The following is a 21,729-nucleotide window of genomic DNA, read 5'->3' on the forward strand; positions in this document are numbered from 1 at the left end:
GACGACAGTCACGGACCTGGTCGCTTCGACGAAAGGCTCCCCGATGAACATCGCTCGTCTCGCCGCCCGGCTGGCCGTGGGCGCCACCGCGGCGGCGGTGGCCACCACCGCCGTCGCCGTGCCCGCCCAGGCCGGCGCCAAGCAGCCGGGTACGCGGTCGCTGGCCGCCGTGCTCACCGCCGACAAGAGCGGCTTCGACCGCAACTCGCGGGACTTCGACGTCCTCACCAAGGCGGTCCTGACGGTGCTGCAGGCCAAGCCGGACTCGCCGGTGAAGGTGCTCACCGACGGCACCGCCGCGCTGACCGCGTTCGTGCCGAACGACTACGCGTTCCGCGAGCTGGTGCGGGACATCACCGCCGCGAAGAGGCTGCCCGGCGAGAAGGCCGCGTTCGACGCGGTCGCCGGCCTGGGCGTGGACACCGTGGAGGACGTCCTGCTCTACCACGTCGTGCCCGGCGCGACGATCGACCGGAAGGCGGCGCTGAAGGCCGACGGCGCGGACCTGACCACCGCGCTCGGCGCCACCGTCGAGGTGGACGTGAAGCGCTGCTGGTACGGCCGCGAGGTGCGCCTGGTCGACGCCGACACCAGCGACCGCAACGCCAAGGTGGTGCGGTACGACATCAACAAGGGCAACAAGCAGATCGCGCACGCGGTGGACCGGGTGCTGCGCCCGATCGACCTGCCCTGAACCACCCCCGCCACGGCGCCCGGCACCCCCTGCCGGGCGCCGTCGGCGTGTGCCGCCCACCCGCCGTGTGACCTGGCTCTGGTGGGCGGCGCGAGCCGTGCCGTACGGTGCTCGCCGTGACCGCGCACGATCATGTCCCGCCCGGCCCCGTCGCCGTGCTCGCCAACCCGACCGCGGGCCGGGGGCGGCACCGCGGTCTGCTGCCCGGGATCCTGGAGCGCCTCGCCGGAGCGGGCCGACCGGTCGAGCTGCTGCGCGCGCGTACCCCCGAGGAGGCGGAGGCGGCGTGCCACGCCGCGGTCGCCGGCGGCGCCGGGGCGCTCGTCGCGGTGGGCGGCGACGGCACCGTGCACCGGGCGATGCAGGCGGTCGCCGGCACCGATGTGCCGTTCGGGCCGGTCCCGGCGGGCACCGGCAACGACTTCGCGGTGGAGACCGGCTTCCCGGCCGACCCGACGGCCGCGGTCGAGGTGATCACGGCGGCGCTCGCCGCCGGCCGCTCCCGGCCGGTGGACCTGGCGCGGCTGTCCCGGTCCGGCGAGGCCGACCGCTGGTTCGGCGCGGTGCTCGCGGCCGGCTTCGACGCGATCGTCAACGAACGCGCGAACCGGATGCGCTGGCCGCGCGGCCCGCGCCGGTACGACCTGGCGATAGTGGTGGAGCTGGCCCGGCTGCGGCCGCGCCGCTACCGGCTGGTCCTCGACGGGGAGGCGCAGGAGATCGACGCGGTGCTCGTCGCGGTGGGGAACACGGCCAGCTACGGCGGCGGCATGCGGATCTGCCCGGACGCCGACCCGCACGACGGCCTGCTGGACGTGGTGGTGGGCGGCCGGTTCGACAGGCGCACGCTGATGCGGGTCAAGCCGCAGATCTACCAGGGCACCCACGTCACGCACCCGCTGGCGCGCGTCTATCGGGCGCGGACGGTGGAGCTGGCCGCCGAGGGCATCACCACGTACGCCGACGGGGAACGTTCCCTCGACCTGCCGGTGACAGTCACCGCCGCGCCGGCGGCGCTGCGGCTGCTGCGCTGACCGCCGCCGGGTCCGCCTCAGACGGCACGCCGGGAACGGCTGGCGGCGCCGGAGAAGGCGGCGCGGGCGAGGGCGGCGGCGCGGCGGCGCGGACCGCGCCCGCGCTCGCGGCGACCACGAGCGCGATGGCGAGCACCTCGACCGGGCGCAGCGCCTGGCCGAGGACCAGCCAGCCGGCCACGGCGGCGATCGCCGGACCGAGACTCATCATCACCGCGAACGTCGCGGTCGGCAGCCGCCGCAACGCGGCCAGCTCCAGGCTGTACGGCAGCACCGAGGCGAGCAGCGCCAGCCCGGTACCGAGCCCCAGCACCACCGGATCGGCGAGGCGACCGCCGCCGTCGGCCAGCCCGAACGGCAGCGTCAGCAGCGCCGCGACGGTCAGAGCGAGGGCCAGCCCGTCCGCGCCGGGGAACCGCGCGCCGATCCGCGCCGAGCAGACGATGTACGCGGCCCACATGGCGCCCGCCGTCAGCGCCAGCGCGGCGCCGGCCGGGTCGAGCCGGTCGAACCCGCCCTGGCCGAGCAGGACCACCCCGGCCAGCGCCAGCGCGGCCCAGCACCAAGCGGCCACCCGGCGCGCGGCGATCACCGACAGCGCCAGCGGGCCGAGCACCTCCAGGGTGACGGCCGGGCCGAGCGGGATCCGCTCGATCGCCTGGTAGAAGATCGAGTTCATGCCGGCCAGGGCCAGCCCGAACGCCAGCACCGCAGCCCAGTCGCGGCGTCCGTACCCGCGTACCCGGGGGCGGCACACCACGAGCATCAGCAGCGCGCCGATGGTCAGCCGCAACGTCACCGCCCCGGCCACCCCGGTACGCGGGAACAGCAGCGCGGCCAGCGCGGAGCCGAACTGTACCGACAGCGCCCCGCCGAGGACCAGCGCGACCCCGCCGAGCCGTCCCGGCGCACGCGGCGGCAAGGGGTGGACACCGGTCATGCCCCTGACGGTATCGGGTGCGCCGCGACGGGTTCGCGCCGCTGGGGGTGTGCGCTCAGGCGGCCCCGGCCAGGTCGAGTACCGCGCCGAGCCCGTTCGGGCGGCCCGCGTCGGCGCAGGGCAGCACCAGCACCCCGCACCCGGCGGCCACCGCGCCCGCGTCGGCCGGCGTGTCGCCCACCATCAGCGTGCGCTCCGGGTCCACGCCGAGCATCCCGCAGGCCCGCAGGAAGATGCCCGGGTCCGGCTTGCAGCGCCCCACCTCGTACGACAGCGCGTACGCGTCGACGAGCGCGTCGAGGTCCCAGGCGGCGAACAGCGGCCGCAGGTCGAAGCCGATGTTGCTGACCACCGCCACCTTCACCCCGGCGGAGCGCAGCGCACCCAGCACGGGCGCGGTGTCCGGGTACGGCACCCAGCCCTCGGGCACCAGCACCCGCTCGTAGAGCGCGTCGGCGAACCCGTCGATGCCGGTGTCCACGGTCTCGGCCAGCCCGGTGTACGCGCCCCGGTGCGCGTGCGGGTAGAGATCCCGGTCGGCCCACAGCTCGGCCAGCCGGGGCGGCACCCGCGCCGGCAGCGGGCCACCGGCGCGCCCGGCGGTGAGCAGCCGGTCGGCCAGCGAGGTGGCCCGGATCCGGTCCAGTTCGACGCCGCAGGCGGCCGCGGCGGCGAGCACCCAGGCCAGCGGCTCCTCCACCTGGGCGAGGGTGCCGTGGAAGTCGAAGAGCACCGCCTCCACGGGCCGGCGGGACGGGCCCGGGCGGACGGCGTCGTCGGCGCCGCTCGAGACGTGGGGCAGTTCGGTACGGTCCGGCACGTCGTGCACCCTACCGACCGCTCCGACCGTCCTGCCGGATGGCCTTGACCGGTACTCCTCGGCGGCACCGATTAATCTTGGATCCATGTCGAGCCCCGCCGAGCGGTACGCCGCGGCGCGCCGCCGGGCCGCGCAGGCCTCCGCCTTCCCGGCCCTGGACGAATTCTCCCTGGATCTCGGGTTCGATCTCGACGACTTCCAGCGCGAGGCGTGCGAGGCGCTGGAGCGGGGCAGCGGCGTGCTCGTGTGCGCGCCCACCGGCGCCGGCAAGACCGTGGTGGGTGAGTTCGCGGTGCACCTGGCGCTGCGCGGCCGGCCCGGCGGCGACGCGCCCGCGACCCGGCGCAAGTGCTTCTACACCACGCCGATCAAGGCGCTGTCCAACCAGAAGTACCACGACCTGGTGGACCGCTACGGCGCCGAGCAGGTCGGCCTGCTCACCGGCGACAACGCGATAAACGGCGACGCGCCGGTGGTGGTGATGACCACCGAGGTGCTGCGCAACATGCTCTACGCCGGCTCGGCCACCCTGGAGGGCCTGGCGTACGTGGTGATGGACGAGGTCCACTACCTGGCCGACCGGTTCCGCGGCGGGGTCTGGGAAGAGGTGATCATCCACCTGCCCGAGTCGGTCACGCTCGTGTCGCTGTCGGCCACCGTCTCCAACGCCGAGGAGTTCGCCGACTGGCTGGTCACCGTACGCGGCGAGACCGCCGTGGTGGTCTCCGAGCACCGCCCGGTGCCGCTGTGGCAGCACATGCTCGTCGGCAAGCGGATGTTCGACCTGTTCCACGACGCCGACGCGGCCCGCAAGCACGACGTGCACCCCGAGCTGCTGCGCTACACCCGCGACACGATGCGCCGGCTGGAGCTGGGCGAGGGCCGCAGCGCCGGCCCCGGCGGCGGGCGGCGCGGCCCCCGCTGGCGTGGCCCGATGCGCCCGGACATCGTCGACCGGCTCGACCGGGAGGGGCTGCTCCCGGCCATCCTGTTCATCTTCAGCCGGGCCGGCTGCGACGCCGCCGTGCAGCAGTGCCTCGCCGCCGGGCTGCGCCTGACCTCCCCTGACGAACGCGCCGAGGTCCGCCGGGTGGTGGAGTCGCGGGTCACCGCCATCCCCGGTGAGGACCTGTCGGTGCTCGGCTACTGGGAGTGGCTCGACGGCCTGGAGCGCGGCCTGGCCGCCCACCACGCCGGCATGCTCCCGGCGTTCAAGGAGGTCGTCGAGGAGCTGTTCGTCCGCGGGCTGGTCAAGGCCGTCTTCGCCACCGAGACGCTCGCGCTGGGCATCAACATGCCGGCCCGCTGCGTGGTGCTGGAACGCCTGGTGAAGTTCAACGGCGAGGCCCACGTCGACCTCACCCCCGGCGAGTACACCCAGCTCACCGGCCGGGCCGGCCGCCGCGGCATCGACGTGGAGGGCCACGCGGTGGTCGTCTGGTCGCCGGAGACCGACCCCCGGCACGTCGCCGGGCTCGCCTCCACCCGCACCTACCCGCTGCGTTCCAGCTTCCGGCCCTCGTACAACATGGCCGTCAACCTGGTCGGCAGCGTCGGCGCGGCGCCGGCCCGGGAGCTGCTGGAGTCCTCGTTCGCGCAGTTCCAGGCCGACCGGTCGGTGGTCGGCCTGGCCCGGCAGGTGCAGCGCAACACCGAGACGATCGAGGCGTACGGCGCGGAGGCCGCCTGCCACCACGGCGACTTCGACGAGTACTTCGCGCTGCGGGTGGCGATCGCCGACCGGGAACGCGCCATCGCCCGGCAGGGCCAGACCCAGCGCAAGGCGGCAGCCGTCGCCTCGCTGGAGCGGCTGCGGGTCGGTGACGTGATTCGGGTGCCGTCCGGGCGGCGGGCCGGCCTGGCGGTGGTGCTGGACCCGGCCACCGGCGGGTTCGGCGAGCCCCGGCCGCTGGTGCTCACCCAGGACCGCTGGGCCGGGCGGGTCACCCCCGGTGACTTCACCACCCCGGCCGAGGTGCTCACCCGGATCCGGGTGCCGAAGCACTTCAACCACCGCTCGCCCGCGGCCCGGCGGGACCTTGCCGCCGCGGTCAGCGGCACCGGCCTGGACCGGCACGGCGGCCGGCGGGGCGGCCGGTCCCGGCAGGCGGCGGGGGAGGACCACCGGCTCAGCCAGCTGCGCGTCGAGCTGCGCGCGCACCCGTGCCACGCCTGCCCGGACCGGGAGGAACACGCCCGCTGGGCGGAGCGGCGGCGCCGGCTGGAACGCGACACCGAGGAGCTGCGCGAGCGGGTGTCCGGGCGGACCGGCTCGCTGGCCCGTACCTTCGACCGGATCGTCGCGTTGCTGACCGCGCGCGGCTACCTGGCCGCCGACGGCGAGGTCACCGACGCCGGGCGGATGCTGGCCCGGATCTGGACCGAGGCCGACCTGCTGGTGGCCGAGTGCCTGCGCCGCCGGGTGTGGGACGGCCTGTCTCCGGCCGAGCTGGCCGCCGCCGTGTCGGTGGTGGTCTTCGAGGCCAGGCGGGACGTCGACGAGCGGGCGTCGCTGCCGCGCGGCGCGGTGGCCGACGCGGTCGACGAGACGCTCAAGCTGTGGGGCGACATCGAGGCGGACGAGGCGGCACGCGGCCTGGCCGTGACGAGGGAGCCGGATCTCGGCTTCGCCTGGCCGATCTACCGGTGGGCGCGCGGCGAGGCGCTGGCGAAGGTGCTGGCCAGCGGCCACCAGATCGACGGGGAGATGCCCGCGGGCGACTTCGTCCGCTGGGCGCGCCAGGTGGTCGACCTGCTCGGGCAGGTCGCCGACTCGGGTGGCGCCTCGGCCGAGCTGCGCGGCACCGCCCGGCAGGCCATCGCGGCGGTCAACCGGGGCGTGCTGGCCTACCACGCCTCCACCTGACGGTCACTTTCGGTCACCGGTTGCCGGAAATCGACGCACCGCTGCGTCACGGCGCTGCCACCCCGCGAATTGTCGGGGGGTCGATGCATGCCCTGGTCAGGGCCTGCCCGATCATTGCCCCGGGGCGCCGTGGGTCGCGCTCGGCCGATGGTGAGGGAAGGGCGTCGTGGGCGAGATCAATCACTTTGAGTACGGGTGGATCACACCCGCGCTCAGCTACGCGTTGTCGGTGCTCGGCTCGGCGCTCGGCCTGGTCTGCGCCGGACGGATCCGGACCGCCACCAGCGCCGGCCAGCGCGCCTGGTGGGGCCTGCTGGCCGCGTGGGCGCTGGGCGGCACCGCCATCTGGGCCATGCACTTCATGGCGATGCTCGGGTTCGCCGTCGGCGGCACCCGGATCCGCTACGACGTGCCGCTGACGGCCGCCAGCACGGCGATCGCGGTGGCGTCGGTCGGCATCGGGCTGGCCATCGTGGGCACCGGCCGGCTCGCCGCGCCCCGGCTGCTCGCCGGCGGGTTCTTCACCGGCGCCGGGGTGGCCGCCATGCACTACACCGGCATGGCCGCCATGCGCCTGGACGGCTCGCTCGGCTACGACCCGCTGCGGGTGGCCCTGTCCGTGGTCATCGCGATCGTGGCCGCCACCGTCGCGCTCTGGCTGGCGATGACCGTCCGGCGCGCGCTCGCCATCGCCGCGTCGGCGCTGGTCATGGGCATCGCGGTCAACGGCATGCACTTCACCGGCATGAGCGCGCTGTCGGTGCATCTGCACGAGAGCCGCGGCCCGGCGTCCGGCACCGAGGTGAGCGGGCTGCTGGTGCCGATCGTGCTGGCAGTGGTCTTCGGCGTGGTCGGGCTCGTCTACGCGCTGCTCGCCGCGCCGTCGGACGACGACCGGGCCGGGGCCGCGTACGTCAGCTCACGGCTCGACGAGGCGCCGTACGCGACCGCCGCCGCCGAGCCCGCGCCGGACCCGGTCGGCCTGCGCGCCCGCTCGACGCTGGCGCAGCCCGGTGCCCAGTTCCCGACTCGCCGGAGCATCGACCGCCCGTCGTGATCAACTGATCACGATCGGTCGCCCGCCAGCGCGTCGACGAGGCGACGGCACGAGCCGGCCAGGTTCCAGCGCTGCGCCAGCTCCAGCAGCCGGTCCGGGTCGGCGGGAGACGCCGGCAGTGCCGGGTCCAGCTCGGGCAGCGGCACGTCGGTGGCGACCCGGACCACCTTCGGTGCCACGGCCAGGTAGTCGCGGGCGGCGTCGAGCTTGGCCCGCAGCCCCGGCGCGAAACCGGAGCGGGGGTCGTCGAGCGCGGCCAGGATGCCGTCCAGCCCGCCGTAGCGGTCGATCAGCCGGGCGGCCGTCTTCTCGCCGACGCCGGCGACGCCGGGCAGCCCGTCGCTGGGGTCGCCGCGCAGCGCCGCGAAGTCGGCGTACCGGTCGGCCGGCACGCCGTAGCGGGTGCGGACCGCCGCGTCGTCGCAGTCGTCCAGCTTGGCCACGCCCCGGCCGACGTAGAGCAGCCGCACCGGGTGCGCGTCGTCGACGAGCTGGAACAGGTCGCGGTCGCCGGAGACCACCTCGACCGGGCCCGGCTGGGTCACCGCGAGCGTGCCGAGCACGTCGTCGGCCTCGTAGCCGGTGGCGCCCACGGCGGGGATGCCGAGTGCGTCCAGCACCTCCAGGATCATCGGCACCTGCGGGGACAGCGTGTCCGGCACGACCTCGCCGCCCTCGGGCGCGACCCGGTGCGCCTTGTACGACGGCAGCAGCTCCACCCGCCACGCCGGCCGCCAGTCGTGGTCGAGCGCGCAGATCATCCGGTCGGGCCGGCGGGTGCGCACGAGCTGGGCGAGCATGTCGAGGAAGCCGCGCACGGCGTTGACGGGCTGGCCGTCGCCGGTCTTCGCGGCCGACTCGGGGATGCCGAAGTAGGCGCGGAAGTAGAGGCTGGGGGAGTCGATCAGGAGGATCGGCTGTCGGTGTGCCACGGCGACAAGCCTTCCACAGCCCTGTGACGGGATGGGGGAGGCGACCGCCGGACCGGAAACCCGGGCGCGCGACGGGCGTGGCATGAGCAGACTGGCGGGGTGAGCTTCGTACCCGGCCTGACCCTGGCCCGCCGGTTCCACGACGAGGTGGTGGGTCCGCTGCTGGCGCGGCGGCTGCCCGGCCTGCCGTACGCCGCCGGTCTGCTCGACGGCGGTTCCGAGCTGCTCGGCCTCGACACGCCCCGCTCCACCGACCACGACTGGGGTCCGCGTACCCAGGTCTTCGTGGGCAGCGCGCACGACGTGGCGCCGGTACGGGCGGTGCTGGACGCGGAGTTGCCGGCGCGGTTCCTCGGCTGGCCGACCCGGTACGCGGGCGGCCCGGAGGCGCGGCTCGGCACGGTCCACGCCGACGGCGACCGGCACGGCGTCACGGTGGACGAGCTGGGCGGGTGGCTGCGGGAGCGGCTCGGCGCCGACCCGCGCGCCGGGCTGACGGCGGCGGACTGGCTGGCGACGCCGACGCAGCGGCTGGCCGAGCTGACCGGGGGAGCGGTGTTCCACGACGGGCTCGACGCGCTCACCGCCGTCCGCGCCCGGCTCGCCTGGTATCCGGACGACGTGTGGCGGCACGTGCTGGCCGCCGGATGGCAGCGGGTCGCGCAGGCCGAGCACCTGGCCGGCCGGTGCGCCGAGGTGGGGGACGAACTCGGCAGCCGGGTCGTGGTCGGCGGGCTGACCCGGGACCTGATGCGCCTCGGCCTGCTGCTGCGCCGCCGCTGGCCCCCGTACGCGAAGTGGCTCGGCACGGTGTTCGCGGCGCTGCCGGGAGCGGCGCCGGTGGTGGACGGGCTCGCCGCCGCGCTCGGCCCGGGTGAGTGGGCGGCCCGGCAGCCCGGCCTGGTCCGGGCGCTGGAGACGGTCGCCGGCTGGACCAACGACACCGCGCTGGCGGCGCCGGTGGACCCGGCCGCGCGGCCGTTCCACGGCCGGCCGTTCCTGGTGCTGCACGCCGGCCGGTTCGTCGAGGCGCTGCGCGCCGCGATCACCGATCCGGAGCTGCGCGACCGGCCGCCGGTGGGCGCGGTGGACCAGTACGTGGACAGCGTGGACGTGCTCACCCACGCGGACCGCGCCCGCCGGGTGGCCGGGGCGGTTGTCGGCCCGCCGGGCGGGGCCTAGACTCCGATTCGAGTCGCATCGATCCGCGACTGTCTATCTCGTCTCCGAGGGTCCGGGCCGCCCCTCGCAGGCGCCTCGCCGGCGAGGACGCCGCTCGTGCGGCGTTCCCACCACCGAGGAGAACAGCATGCTGTCCAGAATGAGCAGACTCCGGCTGCTCGGCGCGGCGCTCGCCGCCGCCGGGCTCGCCGCCGGAGCGGCGCTCGCCGTCCCCGGGCCGGCCTCGGCCGCCGCGCTGACCGAGGTGACGAACTTCGGCGCCAACCCGAGCAACCTGCGCATGCACCTGTACGTCCCGGACACCGTGGCGGCCCGTCCCGGGCTGCTCGTGGTGAACCACTACTGCACCGGCAGCGGCCCGGCCATGTACTCCGGCACCCAGTTCGCGTCGCTCGCCGACCGGTACGGCTACATCGTGGTCTACCCGTCGGTGACCCGCAGCAGCAAGTGCTTCGACGTGTCCTCGCCGCAGGCGTTGCGCCGCGACGGCGGCAGCGACCCGGTGGGCATCAAGTCGATGGTGGACTACGTGCGGCAGCGCTACCCGGTCGACTCGCAGCGGATCTTCACCACCGGCACCTCGTCCGGCGCGATGATGACGAACGTGCTGCTCGGCGACTACCCGGACGTGTTCCGGGCCGGCGCCGCGTTCGCCGGTGTGCCGTTCGGCTGCTTCGCCACCACGAACGGTTCGGAGTGGAACAGCGAGTGCGCCAACGGTCAGGTGCTGAAGACCCCGCAGCAGTGGGGTGACCTGGTGCGCAACGCGTACCCGGGGTACACCGGCCCGCGTCCGCGGATGCAGCTCTGGCACGGCACCAACGACGAGACGCTGCGCTACCCGAACTTCGGCGAGGAGATCGACCAGTGGACGAACGTGAACGGGCTGAGCCAGACGCCCGCGTACACGGACAGTCCGCAGCCCGGCTACACCCGTACCCGCTACGGCGGTACGGGCGGCACCGCGACCGTCGAGGCGATCAGCATGCAGGGCGTCACGCACAACCTGCCGGTCGACGCGGCGCAGGCCATCCGCTTCTTCGGCCTGGACTCCACCACGCCGCCGCCGACCACGCCGCCGCCCACCACGGCGCCGCCCACCACGGCGCCGCCGACCACGCCGCCGCCGTCGGGGGCCTGCCGGGTCGGGTACGTGGTGAACGCCTGGAACAACGGCCTGACCGCCGCGGTGACCATCACCAACACGTCCAGCACGGCGATCAACGGCTGGAACCTCGCGTTCACGCTGCCGGCCGGTCAGACGATCACCGGGGGCTGGAACGCGACGTACAGCCCGTCCAGCGGCGCGGTGACCGCCCGCAACGTGTCCTACAACGCGTCCGTCCCGCCGGGCGGCTCGGTGGACATCGGCTTCCAGGCCACCCACACCGGCAACACCGGTAGGCCCGCCTCGTTCACGCTCAACGGCAGTGCCTGCACGACCTCCTGATCCGCCGGGGTGGCGGCGTCCCGGACACGGTGACGCCGCCACCCCCCCGGGCACGCCGGGCATGGGTGCCGCCCCGGCGGGTACCCGTGCCGGACGGACACCGGCGGGAACCGAAGGAGCGGATATGAAGGTCCGAAGCTCCCTGCGCGCGCTCAAACGCAAGGCCGACTCGATCGTGGTCCGGCGCCGGGGAAAGCTGTTCGTCCTCAACAAGTCCGACCGGCGGCAGAAGGCCCGGCAGGGCTGAGCCCGATGGCCGGCATCCTGATCACCGGGGCCGGCAGCGGGCTCGGCCGGGGCACCGCGCTCGGGCTGGCCCGGGTCCGCCGGTCGTTCGAGGTGAACGTGTTCGGCCACAGGAGATGATCGACGAGATGGTCCGGGTGGTGCCGGCCGGGGAGCACCCGTACCGCACCGCGTACCCGCCGTCGCTGCGCGACCAGCTCAGGGAGTTCGAGACGCAGGTGTGGGACGCGACGTCGTGACGGCGGCGGCCGGCACGTCGTCCACCTCGGCGCGCCCGGCCAGGCGGGCCAGCGCGGAGGCGGCCAGCGGGCGGTAGATCCGTACCGAGTCGGCGAGCGCGGAGAAGTGCGAACCCGAGTTGTCGCCGTGGTAGCGGGTGGCGATCTCCACCTGCTCGACCGGCAGCCCGGCGCGGACCAGCCGCAGCAGCACCGCCATCTCGTACTCGAAGCGGTCACCGGGGATCGTGGTGAGCCAGCCGAGCAGCGCGGCCGGATAGGCACGCAGCCCGGTCTGGGTGTCACGCACGTCCCGGCCGGTCGCCAGCCGGAACGCCACCCGGGTCGCCGCGTTGCCGAACCGGCTGCGCGCCGGGACCTCCCCGTCGAACGCGCGGACGCCGAGCGTCGGCGTCGCGGTGGCGCGCATCCGGTCCGCCACGGCGCACACGTCGGGCACACCGTGCTGGCCGTCGGCGTCCACACAGATCACGTCGCGTCCCGGGTGGTGCGTCGAGGCGTACCGGAAGCCGGTGCGCAGCACCACGCCCTTGCCCCGGTTGACCCGCCGGCGCAGCACGGTCGCGCCCCGGGCGCGGGCCGCGTCCAGCACCCCGGCGGCGGCCGGGCCGCTGCCGTCGTCGACGACGAGCACGTCCGCCCCGGGCAGGGCGTCCCGCAGGTCACCGACCAGCGGCGGCAGCCGGTCACCCGGTCGGTACACCGGCACGAGCACGATCACGGGACCTCCCGGGTGGACTCGCCCGCCGGCACGGCCCGCCGGGTCGATCGAGGACGCTCGTACCCCGGGCGCGCGGCGGTGAATCACCGCCGGGGCGTGAGGCGTCCGATCCGCTCGGCCGCGCGGGTCAGCGCGCGCTCGCGGCGCAGCGACGCCTCCGGGGTACGCACACCGAGGAGGCCGATCCGGCTGAACGCCCGGGCGGCCCGCTCCCGCCGGACGGGCACCGGGTCGGGCGCGGTCACCGGCACGTCGGCCAGCGCCGGGCCGGACAGCCCGAGCACGCGCGCGGCGAGCAGCCGGACGCGGGGCAGGTGCCACGGGTGGGAGACCAGCCCGAGCGGGCGCCGCGCGGTGAACTCCGCCGCGCCCAGCAGGCCGTCCTGGACGGTGTGCGCCAGGTTCTGCAGCGTGGTGCGGGAGCGGGTCTCGGCCGCCGACCGGGCGTACGCGTCGAGCCCGGCCTCGCGCGCCAGCGCCCGCATCAGCTCCGCCTCCCGGTAGCCGGCGGGCGGGCCGGGCGCGCCGGCCGGGCCGTGCGGCCAGCCGCCGGTGAACACCACCCGGGCGTCCGGCGCGCGGCGGAACGCCTCGGCGTGCGCGCGGACGTAGGCCACCGCGGCCTCGGTGCGCGCGACGCTCTCCGCGGTGAGCCGGTAGCCGTCGTCGCCGGCCACCACCCCACGGCCGAAGACCAGCAGCACGGTGGCGGGAGACGTCATCCCTTCACGGTACGGCGCGGATCACTCGTCGTCCGGCGGCCAGGGTGGCGTGCCGACGCCGGTGATGCGGACGCCGCCCCACGGGTCCACCTCGGCCAGCCGGGCCCGGGCGACCCGTTCGCCGATCCGGACCTCCACGTCGCGGCGGCCGGAGCGCAGCAGCCGGACCAGGCGCGGTTCCGGCTCGACCCGCCCGGCCCAGTGGTAGCGGCCGTCGACCGGCTCGAACCGCCCGCCGCCGTGCAGCCGGACCGTGGTGCCGGCGATCTGGGCCGTGCCCTCCCAGGTCACCTGTCGATCCGTTCGTGCGCGCGGGTCAGCTCCGGTGGCAGGTCCGCGCCCCGGCGGACCCCCTCGATGCCGCTCCACAGCAGCGTGGTCAGGTATTCGGTGAGCGCGGCCCGGTGGATCGGCTGCCCGTGCGTGGTCCACCAGTCGCCGACCGCCTGCACGAACCCGACCAGCCCGTACGCCCACGGCTCGGCCGGGCCGGCGTCGAGGCCGAGCGCGCGCAGCCGGTCGCCGATGACCCGGGCCAGCCCGGTCGCGACCTGCCGGCTGGTGCCTGTCACCACCTGCTGGATGCCGGGATGCCCGGACTCGTGCACGAGGAACCGGTACAGCGACGGCTCGTACTCGACCACGCTCAGGTACGCGTCGATGGTCGCCTCGACCAGCGCGCGCTCCTCGCGTACCTGCTCCACGGCGGGGGCGATGGCGGCGACCACGCGCGCCGCGACCACCTCGCTGACCGCCAGCCAGAGCTGCGCCTTGTCGGCGAAGTAGCGGTAGAGCACCGGTTTGCTGACCCCGGCGGTGGCGGCGACCTGGTCCATGTCGACGCTCGGGCCGTGCTGCAGCAGCGCCTGCACGGCGGCCGCGATCAGTTCCTGCCGCCGCTGTTCGCGGTGGTCGGCCCAGCGGTCGCGCCGCCCGCCGGAGCGGGGTGCGGCCGGCTCCCGGGGGGCGTCGGGGCCATTGACATCGGTGGTGGTCCGTCGCATGCTACCACTCGTAACAGTTACTCGAAGTTACGTCAATATGGAGGGGTCATGGCCGGATTCCCGCGCGAGGCGGTCGCCGACCGCCTGCTCTCCGCCTCGGTACGCACCAGCTACGACCCCGTGGTGGACATCGACTGGTCGGCGCCACCGGTGCCCGGCGCGTACTGGCTGCCGCCGACGCGCAGCAGCCTCTACGGCACGTCCCTGTGGGACGGACTGACCGAGGACCAGCGGGTCGAGCTGACCAAGCACGAGGTCGCCAGCGCCGCCGCCGCCGGGATCTGGTTCGAGACGATCCTCATGCAGATGCTGATCCGGCAGTACTACGACGCCGATCCGACCAGCCGGCACGCCCAGTACGCGCTCACCGAGGTCGCCGACGAGTGCCGGCACTCCGTCATGTTCGGCCGGCTCATCGAGGCCACCGGCGCGCCCGTCTACCGCGCCGAGCCGGTCGACCACCTGCTCGGGCGCTGGCTCAAGTCCACAGCGACCGGTCCGCAGATGTACGCGGCCATCCTCATCGCCGAGGAGATCCTCGACTCGTTCCAGCGCGAGATCATGGCCGACGAGTCGTTGCAGCCGCTGATCCGGATGGTGTCGCGCATCCACGTGGTGGAGGAGGCCCGGCACGTCCGCTTCGCCCGCGACGAGCTGACCCGCCAGGTCGAGGCCGCCGGGCCGGTGGCGCTCGCGTACGCGCGGCTGGTGATCGGCCGGGCCGCGTACTCGATCACGCGACGCCTGGTGCACCCGCGGGCGTACGCGGCGGTCGGGATCGACCCGGCGGCCGGGCGGGCCGCGGCGCGCACGAACCCGCACTGGCGGGCCACGCTGCGCTGGTCCGCGCAGCGGATCGCCGACCACCTGACCGACCTGGGCCTGGTCGCCGGGCCGGGCCTGGTGCTGTGGCGCCGGGCCGGGCTGGTGGAGGGCTGACCGGCGGCGACCCGAAGGGGAAAGGACCGCCGCCGGCCGCCCGGTCAGGAGGTGGGGAAGTCGTCGGCGGTACGGATCCGGTCGCGCATGTACGCGCCGGACTCGGTGAGCACCGACGTCCCGCTGAACGAGCCGGACGCGCAGGTGCCCGGCCGGAGCGCCGCCGAGCCCTCGGGGGCGTCGGAGAACGTCCAGTTCGCATAGCTGATCTTCAGCCGGTCGAGCAGGTCGAGCCAGGCGTTGCTGCTCGCGGTGTCGACGGCGCCGTCCCCGGTGTAGGTGACGGTGCCGAACTCGGTGACGAACAGCGGCAACCGGCTCGCCGCCCGCTGCACCTCGTTGCGGTAGTTGTCCTTGTGCGACGCGGCGTAGAAGTGGAACGTGTACATGATGTTCTGCGCCCGCACCGGGTTGTCGACGATCTCGTCGGAGTTGGCGCCGTCGGAGACGCCGAGCGAGGACCAGCCCCGGGTGCCGACGATGACCACCGCGTCCGGGTCGTTGGCCCGGATCACCGGGATGACCTGCTCGGCGTAGTTGCGGATGGTCGACCAGCTCACCCCGTTCGGTTCGTTGGTGATCTCGTAGATCACGTTCTTCTTCGCGGCGTTGCGCGCCGACACGGTGGCGAAGAACGTCTTGGCCCGCTCCAGGTTGTACATCGGGTTACCGGGCGTCAGCGTGTGGAAGTCGATCAGCGCGTACATGCCCCGCGCCTCGGCCTTGTCCACGAGCGTGTTCACCTGGTTGGTGAAGCCGGCCGGGTTGGTCTCGTAGCCCTGCTCCTGCACGTACATCGAGACGCGCAGCAGGTCGGACCGCCACTCGTTGGCGAGCACGTCGAGCGAGGCGTCGGTGTAGCAGTTGGCGAACCACTGCAGTCCGTGCGTGCTCATGCCGCGCAGCTGGATCGGTCGCCCGTACTGGTTGCAGAGGTTGACGCCGCACACCTGGAGCTGGCCGTTGATCGCCACCGGCGTGGTGCCGGTCGGCGGCGGCGGGGTGGTGGGCGGGGGAGTGGTCGGCGGCGGCGTGGTCGCGGGCGGCGGGGTGCTCGTGCCGCCGGTGCAGACCGTGCCGTTGAGCGTGAACGACGTGGGGTTCGGGTTCGACCCGGTCCACGAGCCGTTGAAGCCGATCGTGGTGCTCGCGCCGGTGCCGAGCGTGCCGTTGTAGTCCAGGCTGCGCGCGGTGACCGCCGAGCCGCTCTGCTGCCAGGTGGCCGACCAGCCCTGCACGACGCGCTGGCCGCCGTCGGGGAAGGTGAAGCCCAGCGTCCAGTTGCTCACCGGATCGCCGAGGTTGCGCACCGCCACGTTCGCGGTGAAGCCGCCGGGCCAGGAGTTGGTGGTGTAGGTGACGGCGCAGCCGGTCGCCGCCATCGCGTCGGGCGAGGGCAGGACGGCCACCGCCGCCAGGGCGAGCGCGCCGACCGCGCCGCCGGCGAGCAGATGCCGCCGGGACGGGCGGGGAATCGAGAACATACGGGAAGGTCCCATCGCTGGATGGTGATCGGACGGTGCCCGTCGTGAACCTGCCCGGAAAGTCCGACGCGGCGGCCTGGGGGAGCGCTCCCACGGCCGAGCGTAGAGTTGGATACCGATGCGTGCAACCGCCGCCGGTCAGCGCCCGCCGCGGCGCCCGCCGTAGAGCCGCAACGCGTTGCAGACGTCGTACACACCCGGCACGTCCCACGCCAGCTCGGCGGCGACCAGGCGCGTCTGCGGGTCGGCCACCAGGCCGGCGAGGATGACCACCCGGTTCTGCACGGTCACGGTGATCTGCTGCCGGCGGGTGGTCCAGTCGGCGCTGAGCCGCTGCGCGACGAGCGACGCGAGCCGGGTGTCCGCGTCGTCGGGCTCCGGCCCGCCGCCGGTGTACGGGAACTCGGGGTACGGCCAGGGCATCACCACGGGGAGGGCTCCTTCTGTTCGGTCAGGACCGGCCGCCGGGTTGCGGGGCCCGGCGCCGGGGCGCGGCCGTCGACGACGGTGAAGACGCCGTCGAGCCGCATGGTGTGCAGCACGGTGAGCACGAACCGCGACGGCGACAGCAGACACAGTTGCCGGCCGTCGCGCCGGGCGTCCTGGTGCGCGCGCACCAGCAGGCTGAGCCCGGCGGAGTCGATCACCTCCAGGCCGGACAGGTCGACCAGTTCCATGTCGTCGCGGAGGGAACGCTCGGCGAGGGCACGGCGGACCGCTGTGGCCGGGTCGACGTCGTGCGCTGCCGGGGTGCCGGCGACCTGTTCCAGATCGTCCATGCCCAGGCCGTCGTCGGCGATGACCGCCCGGGTGCTGCACCGGGGACAGTGGTGCGGTCCGGACGCGAACGGGGAGCCGACCCAGTCGTGCTCGAACACGAGCGTCCACACCACCTCGGCGTCGGGCAGCGTGGCGCCGGTGCCGGTGACGCTGTCGCCGCAGCCGTCGCAGATGAGCATCATCAGGTGGTCCGCGGGTACGACAGTCACACCTCCTCCTTCCGCCGGCCGCCCGCACCGGGCGGCGTCTGGCCCTCCGGCTCCGGCCGGCCCGCGGCGACCACCGCCAGCACGACCGCCACGGAGGCGAAGCCGGTCTGCACCATCAGCGGCAGCACCGGCGATCCGTCGGTGCGGTGGTCCACCAGGCCGACCACGATCGCGCCGAGCAGCGCGGCCGCCACGCCGAGCGCGAGTGTCAGCCACACCGGGACGGCCTTGCGCCCCGGCAGGACGAGACGGCCCAGCCCGCCGACGGCCAGACCCACCACGAGCGCTCCGACGAGCGTGCTGCCGGTCACCACTCCTCCTCAGCGAGATGCGGACGCGACCCGGGCCCGGCCGCGCGCGGCCGGACGGGGCGTGTCGACGACGGGTACGGCACCGAGCCCGGAGTTCTCCAGGATGCGCCGGATCCGTGGATGTGGATTACTCAGCGTGAGCAGGCCGCCCTGCCGCGCCAGCCGGCGGTGCACGTCCAGCAGCAGCGCGACGGCGGCGGGGTCCACATGCCGGCACCCGGCGAGGTCGACGGTCAGCTCGCGGGGCCGTAGCGCGAGGATGCGGTCCAGCACGTGCGCGACCTCGGACAGCCCGGCGAGGTCCAGCTCGTCGGTGATGTCCACGCGTACGTGCGGCACGGCGGACTCCGGCGGGGACGGCAGGCTGGCAGGCATCGGGTCGCTTCCGTGACGGGATCGGGTCAGACCCCACTCTGCGCAGGGATCTTGGAGGTCACCGGACGGTTGTATGACGGTTCGATGACAAAAACCACGAACGGCCCACGCGATTGGGCGACCCGTGCCGGGCCGGTCATGATGCCCATATGACGGCCGTACTGGTGATCGAGGACGACGACCGTATCCGGCTCGCGCTGCAGCTCGCCCTCGAGGAGGAGGGCTACGAGGCCGACGGCGCGCCGACCGCCGAGGACGGGCTGCGCCGGCAGCGGGAGAAGCCGGCGGACTACGTGCTCGTCGACCTCATGCTGCCCGGCATGAACGGGTTCGACTGCATCCGTCAGCTGCGCCGCGACGACGACGTACCGGTCGTGGTGATCAGCGCCCGCGACGACACCCACGACATCGTCGCCGCGCTGGAGGCCGGCGCCGACGACTACGTGGTTAAGCCGGTCGCGATCAAGGAGCTGTCCGCCCGGCTGCGGGCGCTGCGCCGGCGCGTCCGCACGGTGGCCGGGCCGGTGCCCGCCCAGTTCTTCGGCGACCTGGAGATCAGCGCCGAGGCCGGCGAGGTGCGGCGCTCGGGTCAGCCGGTGGCGGTCACCCGCACCGAGTTCCGGCTGCTCTGCGAGCTGGCCGAGCACGCCGGCCGGGTCCTGTCGCGCCAGCAGCTGCTCAGCCGGGTCTGGGGCTACGAGACCGGCGACGAGCGGCTCGTCGACGTGCACGTGGGCCGCCTGCGCCAGAAGATCGAAACCGACCCGGCCAACCCGCGCCACCTGGTCACCCTGCGCGGCCTCGGCTACAAGCTCCAGCGATGACCCGGCCCGGCCTGCGCGCCCGGGTCACCGCGGCGTTCGCCGTCGGCGCGTTGCTGCTGTCGGCGCTGATGGCCCTCTTCTCGTACGACCTGACCCGGCGCTCGCTGCTCGACGAGCGGGAGCGCACCGCGGTCCGGGCCGCCTACTACGACGCCGCGGTGGTCCGCTCCGGCCTGGACACCGGCACCCCGGACGTGGTGGCCGTGCTGCGCTCGCTCGACACCGGCAGCACCCGCCGCCCGCTGCTGCACCTGCCCGACGGCTGGTACGCCCGGACCGCCGACGTGGGCGCCCGCTCGGTGCCGGTGGAGTTGCAACGGATGGTGGCCGACGGCAAGCCGGCCGTCCAGCGGATCCGGCTCGACGGGCAGCCCGTGCTGCTGGTCGGCGTGCCGCTGCCCGGCGCGCTCGGCTACTACGAGCTGACCTCGCTGCGGGAGGTCGAGGAGACGTTCCAGGTGGTGGGCCTGGCGCTGATCGCCGTGGCGATCATGGTCGCCGGCGCGGGCGCGGCGCTCGGCTGGTACGCCACCCGGCACAGCCTGCGGCCGCTCACCGCGGTCGCCGACGCGGCGGAACGGATCGCCGCGGGCGACTTCGCGACCCGGCTCGACTCGACCACCGATCCCGACCTCACCCGCCTGTCCAGCTCGTTCAACGAGATGGTCGACAAGCTGGTGCACCGCATCGAGCGGGACCGGCGCTTCGCCGCCGACGTGAGCCACGAGCTGCGCTCGCCGTTGCAGACGCTGGCCGCCGCCGCGAGCGTGCTCACCCGCCGCCGGGAGCACCAGGACGAACGCACCGCGACGGCGGCGGGCCTGGTCGCCGACGAGGTGACCCGGTTCCAGCGCCTGGTCGACGACCTCATCCAGCTGGCCCGCACCGAGCAGCCGGCCCACCGCGAGACGGTCGACGTGGTGGAGCTGGCCCGGACGGTCTGCCGGGAGCGGTCGCTGCCGGAGAGCCTGGTGAGGCTCGACGGCGACGCCCCGCGCCTGTGGTGGGTCGACCGGCGCCGGTTCGCCCAGACGCTGCTGAACCTGGTGGAGAACGCCGAGCGGTACGGCGGCGGGCCGGTCGCGGTACGCCTCGCCGGGCGCGACGGCGTGGGTGTGCTGGAGGTCGACGACGCCGGTCCGGGCGTGCCACCCGGCGACCGCGAGATCATCTTCGACCGGTTCGTCAGGGGCCGGGCGGCGCACGACCGGGCGGGCACCGACGGCACCGGCCTCGGGCTCGCGCTGGTGGCGCAGCACGCCGCCGCGCACGGCGGTACGGCCGCGGTGCTGGACCGCGAGCCCGGCGCCCGGTTCCGGGTCGAGCTGCCCGGAGCGCTGCGATGAGCCGCCGGCGGCTCCTGCCGGGCCTGCTCGCGGTCGTGCTGCTGGCCGGCTGCGGGGTGCCGGTGGACGACGAGCCCCGGCTGGTGCAGACGCCGCCGGGCGCGTTCCCGACCCCCGCGGTGTCCTCGACCGCCGACGGGGACGGGCGGGTGGACGAGCCGTTCTGCTTCGTCCGCGACGACGGGCTGGTAGTGGTCACGCGCCGGGTGGACGGGCTGCCCGACGTGGACGCGCACCTGCAGCACCTGCTGGCCGGGCCGGACGGTGGCGAGCGCCGTCAAGGGCTGGCCACGGCGCTGCCGGGCACGGTGGCGGTCGCCGGTGCGACGCTGGCCGGCACGCTGGCGACCGTCGACGTGCGCCAGGCGGGGGAGGAGACCGGCCGCAACGACGAGGTGCTGGCCTTCGGGCAGATCGTGTGCAGCCTCACTCAGCGGCCGGACGTGTACAGCGTCGCGTTCCGCCGGGACGGGCAGCCGCTGGAGGTGCCCCGCGCGGACGGGAGCCTCTCCGCGCTGCCGCTCACCGCCGCCGACTATCGGCCGCTGCTACCCCGATGATGGGCCCGTGTCGGCCCTATGTCCGGATATGAGGCTAAATCTCCATCGTCCGTTCGGTTGATTTGGCGGTGTCCTTTGGTCTAGTGTGGCTGGCACGACCGGTGTGGGAGGCCACCCGTTCTCCGAGGACAGGAAGGGCAGCATGACCACGATGACCATGGGATCGACCGCCACCGAGGTGCACCGCGCGCCGCAGACGGGTGAGGAGTCCCGCGCCAGCGAGCTGATCGCGGCGCTCGCCGCACTGCCCGCCGACCACCCGCAGCGGGCCGGCCTGCGCAACCAGGTCATCGAGGCGTGGCTGCCGCTGGCGAACCACCTGGCCGCCCGCTACAGCGGCCGCGGTGAGCCGGCCGGCGACCTGGCCCAGACCGCCGCGCTCGGCCTGATCAAGGCGGTCGACCGGTTCGACGCCTCGCGCGGCGTCGACTTCGCCGGCTTCGCCATCCCGACGATCCTCGGCGAGATCAAGCGGCACTTCCGCGACCGCACCTGGAACATCCGGGTTCCGCGTCGCCTCCAGGAGCTGCGGCTGCGCATCTCCGAGGCCAACAGCACGCTGACCCAGACGCTCAACCGGGCCCCGACCGTGGCCGACATCGCCGCCCACCTCGACGTCACCGAGGAAGAGGTGCTGGAGGGCCTGGAGGGCGCCCGCGCGTACAACGCGGTGTCGCTGTCCACCCCGATCGGCGACGGCGACAGCGCCACCGAGCTGGGCGACACGCTCGGCACCGAGGACAACGAGTACGAGCTGGCCGACCTGCGCGCCTCGCTCGGGCCGGCGCTCGCCACGCTCGACGAGCGCGAGCAGAAGATCCTCACGCTGCGCTTCTACGGCAACCTGACCCAGAGCGAGATCGCCGCCCGCGTCGGTGTCTCCCAGATGCACGTGTCCCGGCTGCTCGCCCGCGCCCTGACCAAGCTGCGCGGCCAGCTCACCGAGGCCTGATCCACCCGCACCGCGACCCCCGCCGGCCCGTCCGGCGGGGGT

The 21,729-nt window shown here is 74.6% G+C and carries 25 protein-coding genes; 13 read left to right on the top strand and 12 right to left on the bottom strand.

Features of this window, described 5'->3' with window-relative positions; all coding sequences use genetic code 11:
- The first annotated feature begins 43 nt into the window (after positions 1-43).
- Positions 44-694: a fasciclin domain-containing protein gene (locus CLT75_RS06640; protein WP_486485075.1), complete on the top strand. Its 651-nt coding sequence runs from the start codon at positions 44-46 to the stop codon at positions 692-694.
- A 107-nt stretch (positions 695-801) separates the two neighbouring features.
- A complete protein-coding gene (locus tag CLT75_RS06645; RefSeq protein WP_135239969.1) occupies positions 802-1,728 on the top strand; it encodes a diacylglycerol kinase family protein in 927 nt (308 codons plus the stop codon).
- Here the strand turns inward: CLT75_RS06645 and CLT75_RS06650 are convergent.
- Together CLT75_RS06650 and CLT75_RS06655 are read right to left on the bottom strand one after the other, a co-directional pair.
- A complete protein-coding gene (locus tag CLT75_RS06650) occupies positions 1,691-2,668 on the bottom strand; it encodes an EamA family transporter (RefSeq protein WP_135239970.1) in 978 nt (325 codons plus the stop codon). The two genes, CLT75_RS06645 and CLT75_RS06650, sit on opposite strands and share 38 nt — an antisense overlap.
- 55 nt (positions 2,669-2,723) lie before the next feature.
- A complete protein-coding gene (locus CLT75_RS06655; protein WP_135239971.1) occupies positions 2,724-3,488 on the bottom strand; it encodes an HAD family hydrolase in 765 nt (254 codons plus the stop codon).
- An 85-nt stretch (positions 3,489-3,573) separates the two neighbouring features.
- On the opposite strand from CLT75_RS06655, the gene CLT75_RS06660 reads away from it, so the two are divergent.
- Entirely contained in the window at positions 3,574-6,354 is a 2,781-nt protein-coding gene (locus tag CLT75_RS06660; protein WP_135239972.1) for a DEAD/DEAH box helicase, read from the top strand.
- Positions 6,355-6,520: 166 nt separating this feature from the next.
- Positions 6,521-7,411, top strand: a complete 891-nt coding sequence (locus CLT75_RS06665; RefSeq protein ID WP_135239973.1) for an MHYT domain-containing protein — start codon at positions 6,521-6,523, stop codon at positions 7,409-7,411.
- Positions 7,412-7,419: 8 nt separating this feature from the next.
- Here the strand turns inward: CLT75_RS06665 and CLT75_RS06670 are convergent, their stop codons facing one another.
- Positions 7,420-8,343, bottom strand: coding sequence for a 5'-3' exonuclease (locus tag CLT75_RS06670; protein WP_135239974.1), 924 nt, complete (start codon positions 8,341-8,343; stop codon positions 7,420-7,422).
- A 99-nt stretch (positions 8,344-8,442) separates the two neighbouring features.
- On the opposite strand from CLT75_RS06670, the gene CLT75_RS06675 reads away from it, so the two are divergent.
- The 4 genes from CLT75_RS06675 (at position 8,443) to CLT75_RS33060 (ending at position 11,460) form a co-directional block, all read left to right on the top strand.
- A complete protein-coding gene (locus tag CLT75_RS06675) occupies positions 8,443-9,525 on the top strand; it encodes a DUF4037 domain-containing protein (RefSeq protein ID WP_135239975.1) in 1,083 nt (360 codons plus the stop codon).
- 127 nt (positions 9,526-9,652) lie between these two features.
- Complete coding sequence (locus CLT75_RS06680; protein WP_135239976.1) at positions 9,653-10,975, top strand: extracellular catalytic domain type 1 short-chain-length polyhydroxyalkanoate depolymerase; 1,323 nt, start codon at positions 9,653-9,655, stop codon at positions 10,973-10,975.
- Positions 10,976-11,099: 124 nt separating this feature from the next.
- Positions 11,100-11,222: a ribosomal protein bL36 gene (locus tag CLT75_RS06685; protein ID WP_043324353.1), complete on the top strand. Its 123-nt coding sequence runs from the start codon at positions 11,100-11,102 to the stop codon at positions 11,220-11,222.
- A gap of 115 nt (positions 11,223-11,337) precedes the next feature.
- A complete protein-coding gene (locus tag CLT75_RS33060; protein WP_486485076.1) occupies positions 11,338-11,460 on the top strand; it encodes a hypothetical protein in 123 nt (40 codons plus the stop codon).
- On the opposite strand, the gene CLT75_RS06690 is transcribed toward CLT75_RS33060, so the two are convergent.
- The 4 genes from CLT75_RS06690 to CLT75_RS06705 form a co-directional block, all read right to left on the bottom strand.
- Positions 11,420-12,181: a glycosyltransferase family 2 protein gene (locus CLT75_RS06690; RefSeq protein WP_135239977.1), complete on the bottom strand. Its 762-nt coding sequence runs from the start codon at positions 12,179-12,181 to the stop codon at positions 11,420-11,422. The genes CLT75_RS33060 and CLT75_RS06690 overlap by 41 nt on opposite strands.
- 83 nt (positions 12,182-12,264) lie before the next feature.
- Positions 12,265-12,903, bottom strand: coding sequence for a YdcF family protein (locus CLT75_RS06695; protein ID WP_135239978.1), 639 nt, complete (start codon positions 12,901-12,903; stop codon positions 12,265-12,267).
- Positions 12,904-12,924: 21 nt separating this feature from the next.
- On the bottom strand, positions 12,925-13,194 hold the full coding sequence (locus tag CLT75_RS06700) for a DUF4873 domain-containing protein (RefSeq protein ID WP_013286134.1): 270 nt from the start codon (positions 13,192-13,194) through the stop codon (positions 12,925-12,927).
- A complete protein-coding gene (locus CLT75_RS06705; RefSeq protein ID WP_135239979.1) occupies positions 13,191-13,907 on the bottom strand; it encodes a TetR family transcriptional regulator in 717 nt (238 codons plus the stop codon). Before CLT75_RS06705 ends, CLT75_RS06700 begins: the two co-directional genes overlap by 4 nt.
- A gap of 48 nt (positions 13,908-13,955) precedes the next feature.
- Between CLT75_RS06705 and CLT75_RS06710 the strand changes: the two genes are divergently transcribed.
- Positions 13,956-14,846 (top strand): AurF N-oxygenase family protein, encoded by an 891-nt coding sequence (locus CLT75_RS06710; RefSeq protein ID WP_135239980.1) that lies wholly within the window; start codon positions 13,956-13,958, stop codon positions 14,844-14,846.
- Positions 14,847-14,890: 44 nt separating this feature from the next.
- Here the strand turns inward: CLT75_RS06710 and CLT75_RS06715 are convergent, their stop codons facing one another.
- The 5 genes from CLT75_RS06715 to CLT75_RS06735 all read right to left on the bottom strand — a co-directional run bounded on the left by CLT75_RS06715 (position 14,891) and on the right by CLT75_RS06735 (position 18,005).
- Positions 14,891-16,330, bottom strand: a complete 1,440-nt coding sequence (locus CLT75_RS06715; RefSeq protein ID WP_135243928.1) for a cellulase family glycosylhydrolase — start codon at positions 16,328-16,330, stop codon at positions 14,891-14,893.
- 138 nt (positions 16,331-16,468) lie between these two features.
- Complete coding sequence (locus CLT75_RS06720; protein WP_135239981.1) at positions 16,469-16,759, bottom strand: BON domain-containing protein; 291 nt, start codon at positions 16,757-16,759, stop codon at positions 16,469-16,471.
- Positions 16,753-17,319: an STAS domain-containing protein gene (locus CLT75_RS06725; protein ID WP_135239982.1), complete on the bottom strand. Its 567-nt coding sequence runs from the start codon at positions 17,317-17,319 to the stop codon at positions 16,753-16,755. The genes CLT75_RS06720 and CLT75_RS06725 overlap by 7 nt, the downstream gene beginning before the upstream one ends.
- Positions 17,316-17,630, bottom strand: coding sequence for a hypothetical protein (locus CLT75_RS06730; protein WP_135239983.1), 315 nt, complete (start codon positions 17,628-17,630; stop codon positions 17,316-17,318). Before CLT75_RS06730 ends, CLT75_RS06725 begins: the two co-directional genes overlap by 4 nt.
- Positions 17,631-17,639: 9 nt before the next feature.
- Entirely contained in the window at positions 17,640-18,005 is a 366-nt protein-coding gene (locus CLT75_RS06735) for an STAS domain-containing protein (protein WP_135239984.1), read from the bottom strand.
- Between the two features lie 149 nt (positions 18,006-18,154).
- Between CLT75_RS06735 and CLT75_RS06740 the strand changes: the two genes are divergently transcribed.
- The 4 genes from CLT75_RS06740 (at position 18,155) to CLT75_RS06755 (ending at position 21,687) form a co-directional block, all read left to right on the top strand.
- Positions 18,155-18,829 (top strand): response regulator transcription factor, encoded by a 675-nt coding sequence (locus tag CLT75_RS06740; RefSeq protein ID WP_135239985.1) that lies wholly within the window; start codon positions 18,155-18,157, stop codon positions 18,827-18,829.
- Positions 18,826-20,175, top strand: coding sequence for a sensor histidine kinase (locus tag CLT75_RS06745; RefSeq protein ID WP_135239986.1), 1,350 nt, complete (start codon positions 18,826-18,828; stop codon positions 20,173-20,175). The genes CLT75_RS06740 and CLT75_RS06745 overlap by 4 nt, the downstream gene beginning before the upstream one ends.
- Positions 20,172-20,735 carry a GerMN domain-containing protein gene (locus CLT75_RS06750; protein ID WP_135239987.1) on the top strand — a complete coding sequence of 188 codons (564 nt, stop codon included), beginning with the start codon at positions 20,172-20,174 and terminating at the stop codon, positions 20,733-20,735. Before CLT75_RS06745 ends, CLT75_RS06750 begins: the two co-directional genes overlap by 4 nt.
- Before the next feature lie 142 nt (positions 20,736-20,877).
- A complete protein-coding gene (locus CLT75_RS06755) occupies positions 20,878-21,687 on the top strand; it encodes a SigB/SigF/SigG family RNA polymerase sigma factor (protein ID WP_135239988.1) in 810 nt (269 codons plus the stop codon).
- Positions 21,688-21,729: the final 42 nt, after the last annotated feature.

This window comes from Micromonospora sp. CNZ285 (assembly GCF_004637285.1).

Coding starts and splice junctions, on each gene's coding strand:
- CLT75_RS06740 (WP_135239985.1), top strand. CDS start 18,155: ATGACGGCCGTACTGGTGATCGAGGACGACGACCGTATCCGGCTCGCG.
- CLT75_RS33060 (WP_486485076.1), top strand. CDS start 11,338: ATGATCGACGAGATGGTCCGGGTGGTGCCGGCCGGGGAGCACCCGTAC.
- CLT75_RS06755 (WP_135239988.1), top strand. CDS start 20,878: ATGACCACGATGACCATGGGATCGACCGCCACCGAGGTGCACCGCGCG.
- CLT75_RS06685 (WP_043324353.1), top strand. CDS start 11,100: ATGAAGGTCCGAAGCTCCCTGCGCGCGCTCAAACGCAAGGCCGACTCG.
- CLT75_RS06680 (WP_135239976.1), top strand. CDS start 9,653: ATGCTGTCCAGAATGAGCAGACTCCGGCTGCTCGGCGCGGCGCTCGCC.
- CLT75_RS06650 (WP_135239970.1), bottom strand. CDS start 2,668: ATGACCGGTGTCCACCCCTTGCCGCCGCGTGCGCCGGGACGGCTCGGC.
- CLT75_RS06715 (WP_135243928.1), bottom strand. CDS start 16,330: ATGTTCTCGATTCCCCGCCCGTCCCGGCGGCATCTGCTCGCCGGCGGC.
- CLT75_RS06750 (WP_135239987.1), top strand. CDS start 20,172: ATGAGCCGCCGGCGGCTCCTGCCGGGCCTGCTCGCGGTCGTGCTGCTG.
- CLT75_RS06640 (WP_486485075.1), top strand. CDS start 44: ATGAACATCGCTCGTCTCGCCGCCCGGCTGGCCGTGGGCGCCACCGCG.
- CLT75_RS06745 (WP_135239986.1), top strand. CDS start 18,826: ATGACCCGGCCCGGCCTGCGCGCCCGGGTCACCGCGGCGTTCGCCGTC.
- CLT75_RS06695 (WP_135239978.1), bottom strand. CDS start 12,903: ATGACGTCTCCCGCCACCGTGCTGCTGGTCTTCGGCCGTGGGGTGGTG.
- CLT75_RS06710 (WP_135239980.1), top strand. CDS start 13,956: ATGGCCGGATTCCCGCGCGAGGCGGTCGCCGACCGCCTGCTCTCCGCC.
- CLT75_RS06735 (WP_135239984.1), bottom strand. CDS start 18,005: ATGCCTGCCAGCCTGCCGTCCCCGCCGGAGTCCGCCGTGCCGCACGTA.
- CLT75_RS06660 (WP_135239972.1), top strand. CDS start 3,574: ATGTCGAGCCCCGCCGAGCGGTACGCCGCGGCGCGCCGCCGGGCCGCG.
- CLT75_RS06705 (WP_135239979.1), bottom strand. CDS start 13,907: ATGCGACGGACCACCACCGATGTCAATGGCCCCGACGCCCCCCGGGAG.